Source organism: Gelidibacter sediminis (assembly GCF_004364975.1).
Taxonomy (GTDB): Bacteria; Bacteroidota; Bacteroidia; order Flavobacteriales; family Flavobacteriaceae; genus Gelidibacter; species Gelidibacter sediminis.
The window spans coordinates 1-12,469 of the sequence record NZ_SOBW01000007.1 but is presented as its reverse complement, the minus strand read 5'-3'; the positions used below and the strand labels follow the sequence as shown (position 1 = coordinate 12,469).

General features: G+C 39.7%; 7 protein-coding genes. 3 read left to right on the top strand and 4 right to left on the bottom strand.

From position 1 onward, the window contains the following. Nucleotides 1-60: 60 nt before the first annotated feature. Nucleotides 61-858, bottom strand: a complete 798-nt coding sequence (locus BXY82_RS00090) for a TrmH family RNA methyltransferase (protein ID WP_133756150.1) — start codon at nucleotides 856-858, stop codon at nucleotides 61-63. 161 nt (nucleotides 859-1,019) lie between these two features. On the opposite strand from BXY82_RS00090, the gene BXY82_RS00085 reads away from it, so the two are divergent. Further along, nucleotides 1,020-1,823: a DUF6503 family protein gene (locus BXY82_RS00085; protein WP_133756149.1), complete on the top strand. Its 804-nt coding sequence runs from the start codon at nucleotides 1,020-1,022 to the stop codon at nucleotides 1,821-1,823. Between the two features lie 262 nt (nucleotides 1,824-2,085). Here BXY82_RS00085 and BXY82_RS00080 read toward each other — a convergent pair whose 3' ends face one another. The 3 genes from BXY82_RS00080 to BXY82_RS00070 form a co-directional block, all read right to left on the bottom strand. Further along, entirely contained in the window at nucleotides 2,086-3,384 is a 1,299-nt protein-coding gene (locus tag BXY82_RS00080; protein ID WP_133756148.1) for an amidohydrolase family protein, read from the bottom strand. 142 nt (nucleotides 3,385-3,526) lie between these two features. Beyond that, nucleotides 3,527-6,493: an amidohydrolase family protein gene (locus BXY82_RS00075; RefSeq protein ID WP_166643235.1), complete on the bottom strand. Its 2,967-nt coding sequence runs from the start codon at nucleotides 6,491-6,493 to the stop codon at nucleotides 3,527-3,529. Nucleotides 6,494-6,577: 84 nt separating this feature from the next. Continuing rightward, the gene (locus BXY82_RS00070) at nucleotides 6,578-7,645 is read right to left on the bottom strand and encodes a DUF3810 domain-containing protein (protein ID WP_133756147.1); all 1,068 of its coding nucleotides are present in this window, start codon (nucleotides 7,643-7,645) and stop codon (nucleotides 6,578-6,580) included. Nucleotides 7,646-7,719: 74 nt separating this feature from the next. Between BXY82_RS00070 and BXY82_RS00065 the strand changes: the two genes are divergently transcribed. Together BXY82_RS00065 and BXY82_RS00060 are read left to right on the top strand one after the other, a co-directional pair. Then, nucleotides 7,720-9,180 carry an aminoacyl-histidine dipeptidase gene (locus BXY82_RS00065; protein ID WP_133756146.1) on the top strand — a complete coding sequence of 487 codons (1,461 nt, stop codon included), beginning with the start codon at nucleotides 7,720-7,722 and terminating at the stop codon, nucleotides 9,178-9,180. Between the two features lie 323 nt (nucleotides 9,181-9,503). Beyond that, on the top strand, nucleotides 9,504-12,469 hold a 2,966-nt coding region (locus BXY82_RS00060), incomplete at its 3' end, for an HYR domain-containing protein (RefSeq protein WP_133756145.1).

The window sequence follows — 12,469 nt, the reverse complement described above, 5'->3', positions numbered from 1 at the left end:
TGGTCGTTCTCGGAGCTCAGTGCTCAGTTATCAGTTATCAGTGTTTAGTTGACAGTTTTATCATTTAAAATCGCGTTGTCTTTTAGCCTCATAAATGAGGATTCCAGCTGCAACCGAAACATTCATGCTATCTATTTCGCCCAGCATAGGAATAATAATGTTTTGGGTAGATTCTTGTAGCCATGCATCGCTTAAACCAGTGGCTTCAGTACCCATTACAATAGCGCTGGCTGTATTGAAATCTTGAGCAGTATAGATTTTAGACGCTTGCAATGCGGCACAATAAATGGCAATTTGTTTTTCTTTTAAATATGAAATTATATCAGCGGTAGAGCCTGTGGCAATTTGGGTAGTAAATATACAGCCCACGCTACTGCGGATAATGTTTGGATTGTACAAATCTGTTTTAGGATTGGCAATAATGACGGCATCCACATTGGCAGCGTCAGCGGTTCTTAATATTGCACCGATATTTCCAGGTTTTTCTGGGGCTTCAGCCACCAAAATTAAAGGCTGTTCTGATTTAAATTGAATATCCCGTAATTCGTGAGTTTTTGTTTTGGCCACGGCAATAATTCCTTCAGTAGTATCTCTATGGGCTAATTTTTGGTATACTTCTTTTGATATTTCTATGAGTGATCTTGATTGTCTCGCTAAACTATTAACCTGTGCTTCAGAAATTAGTTCAGGTATGTATAACACGGTATCAATTTGATAATTTCCTTTTATAGCCAAACTAATTTCGCGCGCGCCCTCAATTAAAAACAATCCTGATTTTTTACGATCTCTAGATTTTTCCTTAAGCTGGACTAGGGTTTTAATGTAAGTGTTTTGGACACTTGTTATTTCTTTATTCACAGATAAGTAGTATTTTGCTGGCACAAATTTACTGAATAAGAGCTAAGAATTATGGCATTCTGTATAAATTGAATGGAGTGCCGATAATTTTCAACCTTGTTTATTACGTAATTTTATCTTTGTATTAGTAAATAACCATTTAGTTTAAATCTCATAAATTTATGAAAAGAATCCTCTATTTATCCCTGATGCTTGCCGTTATGGCGTCATGTAAAGATAAGACCACCGAGACAAAACCTGAAACTGAACCGTACACGGAAGAAGAATTGGATGTGACTACTAGCGCCTATCCTGAAACAATAACTAAAATATTTGATGCCCACGGTGGACTGGACACTTGGAATGAGATGACAACATTGGAATTTTCTGTTGAAAAGCCAGGCGGTTATGAAATTACAACTACTGATTTAAAGGACCGTTACTCCCTTATAGAAATGCCCAAGCATACCATTGGATATGATGGAGAGGTGATATGGCTTAAAAATTCGGAGAAAACAAAATATGAAGGTGATCCTAAATTTTACTATAATTTGATGTTTTATTTTTATGCAATGCCATTTGTGTTGGCTGATGATGGTATTATTTATGAAGATGCGAAACCTTTAGTGTTTGAAGGCGAAACTTATCCTGGGATAAAGATCTCTTATGAAAGTGGAGTAGGAGCATCTCCTGATGATGAGTATATTTTATACTATGATGCGGACACGAATAAAATGGCGTGGTTAGCCTATACGGTTACCTATGGTAAAAATGAGAAATCAAAAGATTACCATTTTATAAACTATAGCAATTGGCAAGAGGTTGAAGGTTTGTTATTGCCGGAAACTATGGCATGGTATAATTATGAAAATAATCAACCTACAACAATTAAAAATGAAGTAAAGTTTGTAAGTCCGATGTTGACTACGGTAAAAATGGATATTAGAGTGTATAACAGACCTGAAGGTGCTGAGTTGGTGCAGTAGTTTTGTTGGTAGTAAGACCGCTGCGCTGTGAGAACTAAGAATCAAGAATCAAGAATTAAGAATCAAGACTTGATTCGTAGAAGCCTTTGGCCTTGTCATCTTAGTTTATTATTTGATTAACTATACGCGTATAGTAATAAAAAAAATCTGTCATTCCCGGATTATGGGGCGTGACAGATTTTTATTTGTAATTAATTTTGAAATTTTAAATATAAAATTCGAAACAAAAAACTTCTTACTTCCAGCTTCCAGCTTCATTTAACTATTTTCCTGAATTAATTTTCTCGTCATAACGTTTGTACAATTCAGTTTGGTGTGATTCTAAACTCACGGATCGCCCATCTATAAAGGCGTGGGTTAATATATTGGTCCGCATGTCTAGTGCGTCGCCTTCACTAATAAAAAGGGTAGCGCTTTTACCAGCTTGCAAAGTACCATAATCGCTGTCGATACCTAGAATTTTAGCAGTATTGGAAGTGATTAATTTTAGGGCTTCTTCTTTATCTAATCCATGAGCTACTATAGTACCAGCGTAAAACGGAAGATTCCTAGAGTTCATGCGTTCCATTTGTCCATTAGCATTTAATGCCACCAAAACACCTTTTTCTACAAGTAGATTGGCGAGTTTGTAGGACATATCATAATCATCATCATCTCTACTAGGTAAAGAGTGTACACGTTGTAAAATGACAGGTATGTCATTTTGTATTAATAAATCGGCAACTTTATAAGCTTCACTTCCGCCTACAATAACCATGTGCTTTACATTATTGTTCTTTGCAAAATGAATGGCATCAGTTATGCCTTTTTCATCATCAACATGAATGTATAGTTTTTTTGATCCATCGAACAAGCCTTGGGTCGCGGCGTATGGTAAATTAATTACAGGTTGATTCCCTGCAGCATAAGCTTTTGTTTCGTTAAAGAATGAGACCACCTGATCAACTTGCTCAGCATATTTATCATTAATTTTTAATCCTGGGTCTTCACCTAGCCACCATCTGCCACGCGTAAAACTACTTGGCCAGTTCATGTAAATTCCATCGTTGACTTTTACGGTGGCATCTTCCCAATTCCATGCATCAAATTGCACTACAGATGAGGTTCCAGAAACACGACCTCCTTGAGGAGCAATCTGTCCTAACAATACCCCGTTTGGACGCATGGATTCTATAACCTTAGATTCTGCATTATAAGCAATAATACTCCTGATGTGTGGGTTCATCTCACCCATCTCACGATTGTCAGAAGTAGCTTTAACAGCATCTATCTCTACTAATCCTAAGGTTGAAGAAGGCACAATAAATCCAGGGTAAACATGTTTGCCATCTGCTTTAATGACCTCCATTCCTGATAAATCAGTTTGTGAGGCTTTGGATACTGTGGTTAATTTTCCATCCTTAAAGATAATTAGACTGTTTTCTATTACCTCACCGTTACCTAAATGCGCTGTAGCGCCAGTAATAGCAATCGTTTTAGTCTGCTTGGAGGCAGGTGTTTGTTGTGCAAAACCAAAGCTGGTGCACATTGCGAGGAGTAATATGTATATGTTTTTTTTCATTTGAAATCTGTTTAAATCCTCAAAAGAGGAAATCTTATGAATATTTAACTATGTTTTTTTGAGCCACGATTCACGAATACTTTTTTTTCTCACTGCAGACTGCCAACTGAAGACTGGAGCCTGCCAACTGATAACTAACAAACTATTCCGAATCGCAATGCAATAATTCTTTTTCTTTCTTCTTGATGGGCTGTGTTTTCAGGCCTTTGTTCTTAGCTTGCAACATGTCATTGATCAGTTGGCTTCTTTCTTTTTTGATCTGTGTTCTGATTTGTTCATCACGCTTCAAATCAAAATAAGTAACCCCTTCAATAATCGTTTTTTCAGCCTTGGCGTACACTGATAGAGGATGGTCTGTCCATAATACAACATCCGCATCTTTACCAACTTTAATACTTCCTACACGATCGTCAATATGCAACAGTTTCGCAGGATTTAAAGTGACAAATTTCCAAGCTTCTTCTTCACTTACACCACCATATTTTACGGTTTTCGCAGCTTCCTGATTTAAACGACGGCTCATTTCAGCATCATCACTATTAATTGCTACCGTTACGCCAGCATCGTGCATAATAGCAGCATTGTATGGAATGGCGTCATTAACTTCATATTTATAAGACCACCAATCGCTAAAAGTAGAACCACCAACACCGTGCTCCGCCATTTTGTCTGCCAATTTGTAGCCTTCCAAAATATGGGTAAAGGTGTTAACCTTAAAGTTGAATTGTTCTGCAACTTTCATAAACATATTAATTTCACTTTGAACGTACGAGTGACAAGAAATATAACGTTCGCCATTCAGTATTTCAACCAATGTTTCCATTTCAGCATCTTTGCGGTACGGTTTGCCAGTTTTCTTGAGTGCTTCATAAGCTTTCGCCCTTGTAAAATAATCTACATAGACTTGCTCAACGCCCATTCTCGTTTGCGGGAAGCGTGAACCATCCCAATTGGATTGTTTAACGTTCTCTCCTAAAGCGAATTTTATAAATTTCGGACTGTCAGTAAAGATTAAATCTTTAGCCGCATGTCCCCATTTAGGTTTGATAATGGCCGAACGTCCTCCAATAGGATTTGCAGATCCATGTAATATTTGAATGGAAGTGACACCGCCAGCGAGGTTTCTGTAAAGATTGACATCCGTTTCATCAATAACGTCTTCAATAGTCACTTCTGCGGAAGAATTCTGGCCGCCCTCATTAATGGAGGCTGCCGCAATATGGGAGTGTTCATCAATAATCCCTGAGGTTAAATGTTTGCCCGTTGCATCTATCACTTTAGCGCCTCCATCTGATAAGTTTTTGCCAATTTTGGCGATTTTACCATTTTTGATTAGGACATCTGTACTTTCTAAGATACCGTCTTTTTCATTGGTCCAAACGGTCGCATTTTTAAATAATAGGGTCTCTGCTTTAGGTAAGGTTTCAAAACCGTACCCATTATTAGGAAAAGTGATGGGAGATACTGACGCAGTAACTTCTTTTTTATCATCATCTTCATCGTCCTTTTTAGTATCTTCTTTCTTTGCTTCTGTTTGTTTGGCGAAAAAACTCAGTTCATTACCTGTAGGTAGAATGGCTTTTCCGTTAAGGTTTTTGTTAGTGTCAACAGTAGCGACCACTCTTATAAATTCTTGTTTTGTGCTGTCTTGAGTGGTAAATGCAATATTTACCCAATCATTGGCATAGGTTATTTTTGAGCCGCGTTTTTTATTGTTAGCGGTAATTTCTGATTTTAATTTGTTCGGTTCTCCAGAAAGCGTCATCTCGTAATTCTCGCCAGCTAGAGAAAAGGCATATGTGCCGGTTATATCAATAGTATTACGGTCTTCAATTGTATTTTTGTAACCTTGAACCCAATTTTCATATAACGTAGTTTTCTTATCAAAAATATCACCAGAAGTAATGAGGAAATTAGCATATGCACCATTTTTCAAGGATCCAATTTTATCAGATTTACCTAACAGTTGCGCCGGAACCGTTGTTAAGGCTTCCAATGCTTTTTCTTTAGATAATCCAGCGTCAATAGCCTTTAATAGATTAGCTTTAAAGTCTTTAGAAGATTTTAAATCGTGCATTGTCAACGCAAAAGCGATATTTTTTTCAGCCAACAATTTTGGATTGGTCGGTTTTTGATTCCAAGCTCTCATATCTTGAATGGACAACGTAGAGGCCAAAAATGCATTTTCAACGTCATAGGCGTCTGGAAAATTGATAGGAATAATCATTGGCGCATTCATTGCTTTAATCTCGTCAAGACGCTCGTACTCGTCACCACCACCTAATATAATGTATTGGATGTTAAAAAGATCACCTACCTTATCAGCACGTAAATTATTGGCTCTGCTGCCTGCCTCAAAAATCTGAACCATAGATTTATTATTATTCAAGGCTTCAATTGATAAATCTTTAGTTTTAGAATGGCCTTTAGCATACCAATCGGCATCATTATATAATTGTCTCAATAAGGCCATACTTCCCATAATTGAAGAAGGGTAGGATTGATTGGATTTTACACTTTTACTAAATGAAAGGTATTGTGCCGATTTTGCATCAATGATGCGCATCGAATTATCGGCATCAGAATTAAGAGCGACCAATGTTCCAGTACCGCGTACAATGCCATCTTGTATGTGCGTGTTAACAACACCAAAACCAGCTTTAATTAAATCTTCAGCTTTTTTAGAATCATATTTAAATTCATCAATAGCATTGTTTTCGGGCATTATATGATCATTCCAATAAAATCCAGTACGCGATGGGTCATATTGTGCACTTCTACCGCCGCCTTGACGTTTTGGTTTTTCAATTCCGAAATCAGAATACATATCAATAAAAGAAGGGTAGATGCTTTTACCTGTAGCATCAATCTGTGTGGCATTTTTTGGGATGGTTACCGAGGTTCCGGAAGCCACTACCTTTCCATCTTTAATAAGTAAGGTCCCTTTTTCAATAATTTGAGAAGGAGTTACGTAAATCTTTGCATTGGTAATTGCAGTGTAATTAGTGTTTTTTGAAGATACACCATCATTTTTTGGGAAATAGTCTTGTGCAAGCAGCATAGAAAAACTGCACATGAAGGTCATGAGTGTAAAAAGTGTTTTAATCATACGGTTGATAAATTAGTTAGCTTAATGAATTCTAAAGATATATATTATGAAGAGTTTAGAATAGTATTAAGAATTTTTTAACGTTTATAGCGGGTGATTATCGAAGTAATTGACCAAAAGAGCCACAATATAACTGTAACTCTCAATACCTCCTTTTTGATTGTTTGCCAATAAAAAACCACTATATGTGTTTTTAAAAAATGTCTCGGACAGATTTTCATAAGATTGCCAGAAAAGACGTGTCTCTTCATAATTTCTTAAGACTCCTACATTTACGGTCATCAACAATTCTTGATACATTAGGGGGTCTCTCATATAGATGTCATTCAGACAATGGCGTAACGCAAAGGAGTAACCTGAATAATTAAAGTAGATGTTTTCGTGCTTCATAGCCGCCATGGCACCTATAAAATTCGCCTCATTTTCAGCAGCATAGCCTAATTGATGTGCAATTTCATGACTGGTGGTCGTAGGATATTTATAAGCAGGAATAAGTCCGTCAATTTGTGCTTCATTGGTAAACGGATTCAGATATCCGCTAAACCCCATATAGGTTAGGGGCAGACTGTAAATGCTGCGTTTTAAACTACTTGTTCTATAGGCAAGATTTGGATATTCTTTAGCGAGTTGTGCATAACCTTTGGGCGCCAAGGCAATGAGTTCGCGTTTAGAATAGGGCATAATCACCATACTGGTATCATGTTCTTTTATGATGCTGTGTATCAGATTTGTTTTTGTAATTAAATTTTTAGTGGTGTTTACCAACTGGGCTGTAGAATATTCGTTTTCAATTTGAAGAGATTGGTGCAGGGGTAAGCGGTAATAATTGAACGCCCACATCATGTGAAAGGCAAAATAACCTAAGGAAATGGTCGATAGAATATCCAACACATAATTTCTGGTGTCAGTTCTCAGTCGTTTTCTATTCTTAAAAAGCCATCTTATGATATAGATAATAGCCATCGTATAAAAAATATCTCCAACTGAAAATGGGACCCATCCAAACACCAAATGCATTGCTTTAGAAATCCATTTGTAGACTCCTTTGCTGTAATATGCTTCAACAAATTCAGGGTAATTTGACAATACTTTTATAAGTACGATTTGAAGAGGCAATGAAAGAGCAATAAAAAGTTTGGTGTGTTTGCGCATCCTTCAAAAATAGAAAATAGTTTTATATAACATACACGAATCCGTACCTTTGTGACACAACATAAAATAGACACATGAACACAGAAATAAGACAATTGGAGCCTCAGGAGCTTTGGAATAAATTTGCCGATTTAAATGCTGTACCCCGCCCCTCAAAAAAAGAGGAACGCGTTATTGCATTTATGAAAGATTTTGGTGAGAAATTAGGTCTTGAAACTTTTGAAGATAAAGTAGGTAATGTCATCATCAAAAAACCGGCGACTGCTGGGATGGAAGACCGTAAAACGGTTGTCATGCAATCGCATTTAGACATGGTGCACCAAAAAAATAACGACACCACTTTTGATTTTGATTCCCAAGGGATTGAGATGTATGTTGATGGCGATTGGGTACGCGCTAAGGGCACGACGTTAGGTGCCGACAACGGTTTGGGGGTTGCTACCATTATGGCCATTTTAGAAAGCAAGACGATTCCGCATCCTGCTATTGAAGCATTGTTTACGATTGATGAAGAAACAGGCATGACGGGCGCCAAAGGTTTGGAAGGCGGTTTATTGCAAGGCGAGATACTCTTAAATTTGGATACTGAAGAAGATGATGAAATTGGCGTAGGTTGTGCCGGTGGAATTGATGTGACCGCGACAAGAGCTTACACCGAAGAAGAAACTCCAGAGTTTAAAACAGGTTATAAGATTACGGTGAAGGGTCTGCAAGGTGGCCATTCAGGAATGGACATTCACAAAGGTTTTGGGAATGCCAATAAATTGATGAACCGTTTGCTTTTTGACGGCTTTGAAAATTTCGGATTGCGTATTTCTGAAATTGATGGAGGAAGTCTCCGCAACGCGATTCCTAGGGAAAGTAATGCTATTGTGGCAATTGATACAATAAATGAACAAGCATTTGCAACCGAAATGGAGGAGATGATTTCTGATATCACCACCGAATATAAGACTATTGAGCCTAATTTAACCGTTGAAATCACTAAGGTCGAAACGCCTAAATTGATGATGGATTTAGGCGTGCAAGAAGGCTTGACTAGAGCGCTTTATGCTGCTTGTAACGGTGTGTACCGTATGAGTCCAGATATTCCAGATTTGGTGGAAACTTCAAATAATATTGCCCGCGTTATCGTAAAAGATGGTGCTATTAAAATTGGTTGTTTAACCCGATCTTCAGTTGAATCTTCTAAATGGGATTTAGCCAACATGCTACGTGCTACCTTTGAATTGACAGGCTGCGAAGTAGAATTTTCTGGAGACTACCCAGGTTGGAAACCAAATATGGAATCGGCTATCTTAAAAGTACTCTCTGAATTATATACAGAAATGAATGGCAAAGATGCACATGTAGCGGCCTGCCATGCAGGGTTAGAATGCGGAATTTTAGGTCAGAATTACCCTGACATGGACATGATCAGTTTTGGACCTAATATTAAAGGTGCCCACTCACCAGATGAGCGTGCACAAATTTCTTCTGCACAAAAATATTGGAAGTATGTGTTGGAGATTTTAAAGCATATTCCGAAAAAATAAATACAATATTACTTAATATTATTGAAAACAAGTGGCTGTCAAAATGATGGCCACTTTTTTTTTCATGACCAATTAATTATACATTATAAGGTATGAATTTCACATTTTATCGATTATAAGTAAGAATTTTGGGGTTAAAAACTACCGTTCGTAGGATTATTATGCATTTTATCGATGATTTATTTTGTCAATACGAAAACTTATATTAATTTCGTGCTTCCCTCATTTACAGTCAATTCGCTTTTAATTATGTAAAGGCATCATGGTTTTGAATTATATATACCATATTTGCCAATTTTTTGACTACCAACCAAACAGTGTATATGATGAACTACTACTCTAAATTCTTAAAACTTGCCTTATTTCTTTTGATAGGTCAAGTGATGTTAGGGAGCTCTATTCTTAATAATCATTTTTTTACAGTTAATAAAGTTCCAAACACCTACAACCAAAATTTCAATTATAACCCAAAATTTGAAGCGCTTAAGTTGGGTAAATTGACCGGGAGAAATCAGGTGTCAAATAAACCATTGATTATCGAATTTAGTTATTTATATTCCATTAGTGATTCAGCTTTAAAAGGAGTTTTATACTGTACTCCAAGTATTACTAGAGATGTTATTATGCCTAGTGCCTGTGAGCGTATTGTATCATATACTCCACCTACAAGTAATAATCCTATAAGACATATGAAACTTATAACAGGATTACCTTCTGGATCTTCGTTTCCAGTAGGGGTAACAACTGTTACTTACCAAGAATATGATAATTTAACAAATAATCCCCAATCCGCTATATGCACATTCTCCGTAACTGTTAAAGAATATATACCTCCAACTATATCATGTATTGCTGACCAAACGAAAAGCTCAGATGCTGATTTTTGTTTTTACACGGTAATAGGTACCGAATTTGATCCGGTAGCAAATGATGATTGTGGTATAGCTTCTCTCACAAATAGTTTAAATGGCGGGTCTACACTCGCCGGAGAACAAATACCTAAAGGCTTAGAGACAATTACTTGGACAGTGACGGATAAGTCTGGTAATAGCACAACATGCACATTTACCGTTACGGTCACCGATGACGAGTCCCCTACGGTGACGGCCGCTTCCGATATCGAAGAGGGTATGGATGCAGGTGTATGTACGGCGAGCATTGCAATACCGGACGCAACATTTAACGACAACTGTTCCAGCACACTATCCTGGGCAATGATCGGTGCAACGGTTGCCTCAGGCACTGGCCAAGTTGGGACGCAGACCTTCAGCTCTGGGATCACCACAATAACCTATACCAATACCGACGGGATCACTACCGCAGCCACGGACAGCATGACCGTTACGGTCACCGATGACGAGGAACCAGCCCTAACTCCTGCAGCAAATCAATATATAAACTTAGACGTAGGCTGCCAAATTACAATCCCTGACGTCATGGGCAGTGCCACTGACAACTGTACGGTGACCATCACCCAGAGCCCTGCCGTTGGCTCCAAGGTCTCCCTTGTCCATGACGGGACAACGACCGTTACGGTAACGGCAACGGATGCCGCAGGGAATACTGATGTGAAGAATGTAGTACTTACCGCTAAGGATGTTACTGCTCCGGTCCTTACGGCCGATTCAAACCAGGCTGTAAATTTAGATGCAGATTGTGAGATTACGGTCCCAGATGTCATGGGCAGTGCCACTGACAACTGTACGGTGACCATCACCCAAAGCCCTGCCGTTGGCTCCAAGGTCTCCCTTGTCCACGACGGGACAACGACCGTTACGGTAACGGCAACGGATGCGGCAGGGAATACTGATGTGAAGAATGTAGTACTTACCGCTAAGGATGTTACCAACCCAGTCCTTACGGTAGCATCGGACGATGATGTTAATTTAGATGCAGATTGTGAGATTACGGTCCCAGATGTCATGGGAAGTGCCACTGACAACTGTACGGTGACCATCACCCAAAGCCCTGCCGTTGGCTCCAAGGTCTCCCTTGTCCACGACGGGACAACGACCGTTACGGTAACGGCAACGGATGCCGCAGGGAATACAGATATAAAGAATGTAGTACTTACCGCTAAAGATGTTACCAACCCAGTCCTTACGGTAGCATCGGACGATGATGTTAATTTAGATGCAGATTGTGAGATTACGGTCCCAGATGTCATGGGAAGTGCCACTGACAACTGTACGGTGACCATCACCCAAAGCCCTGCCGTTGGCTCCAAGGTCTCCCTTGTCCACGACGGGACAACGACCGTTACGGTAACGGCAACGGATGCGGCAGGAAATACTGATGTGAAGAATGTAGTACTTACCGCTAAGGATGTTACCAACCCAGTCCTTACGGTAGCATCGGACGATGATGTTAACTTGGATGCAGGTTGTGAGATTACGGTCCCAGATGTCATGGGCAGTGCCACTGATAACTGTACGGTGACCATCACCCAGAGCCCTGCCGTTGGCTCCAAGGTCTCCCTTGTCCACGACTGGACAACGACCGTTACGGTAACGGCAACGGATGCGGCAGGAAATACTGATGTGAAGAATGTAGTACTTACCGCTAAGGATGTTACCAACCCAGTCCTTACGGTAGCATCGGACGATGATGTTAACTTGGATGCAGGTTGTGAGATTACGGTCCCAGATGTCATGGGCAGTGCCACTGATAACTGTACGGTGACCATCACCCAGAGCCCTGCCGTTGGCTCCAAGGTCTCCCTTGTCCATGACGGGACAACGACCGTTACGGTAACGGCAACGGATGCCGCAGGGAATACTGATGTGAAGAATGTAGTACTTACCGCTAAGGATGTTACTGCTCCGGTCCTTACGGCCGATTCAAACCAGGCTGTAAATTTAGATGCAGATTGTGAGATTACGGTCCCAGATGTCATGGGCAGTGCCACTGACAACTGTACGGTGACCATCACCCAAAGCCCTGCCGTTGGCTCCAAGGTCTCCCTAACCCACGACGGGACAACGACCGTTACGGTAACGGCAACGGATGCGGCAGGGAATACTGATGTGAAGAATGTAGTACTTACCGCTAAGGATGTTACCAACCCAGTCCTTACGGTAGCATCGGACGATGATGTTAATTTAGATGCAGATTGTGAGATTACGGTCCCAGATGTCATGGGAAGTGCCACTGACAACTGTACGGTGACCATCACCCAAAGCCCTGCCGTTGGCTCCAAGGTCTCCCTTGTCCACGACGGGACAACGACCGTTACGGTAACGGCAACGGATGCGGCAGGGAATACGGATATAAAGAATGTAGTACTTAC

What these genes read in the sequence shown, in the direction of transcription:
- BXY82_RS00085 (WP_133756149.1), top strand. Translation starts at nt 1,020, where the DNA reads ATGAAAAGAATCCTCTATTTATCCCTGATGCTTGCCGTTATGGCGTCA.
- BXY82_RS00070 (WP_133756147.1), bottom strand. Translation starts at nt 7,645, where the DNA reads ATGCGCAAACACACCAAACTTTTTATTGCTCTTTCATTGCCTCTTCAA.
- BXY82_RS00075 (WP_166643235.1), bottom strand. Translation starts at nt 6,493, where the DNA reads ATGATTAAAACACTTTTTACACTCATGACCTTCATGTGCAGTTTTTCT.
- BXY82_RS00065 (WP_133756146.1), top strand. Translation starts at nt 7,720, where the DNA reads ATGAACACAGAAATAAGACAATTGGAGCCTCAGGAGCTTTGGAATAAA.
- BXY82_RS00080 (WP_133756148.1), bottom strand. Translation starts at nt 3,384, where the DNA reads ATGAAAAAAAACATATACATATTACTCCTCGCAATGTGCACCAGCTTT.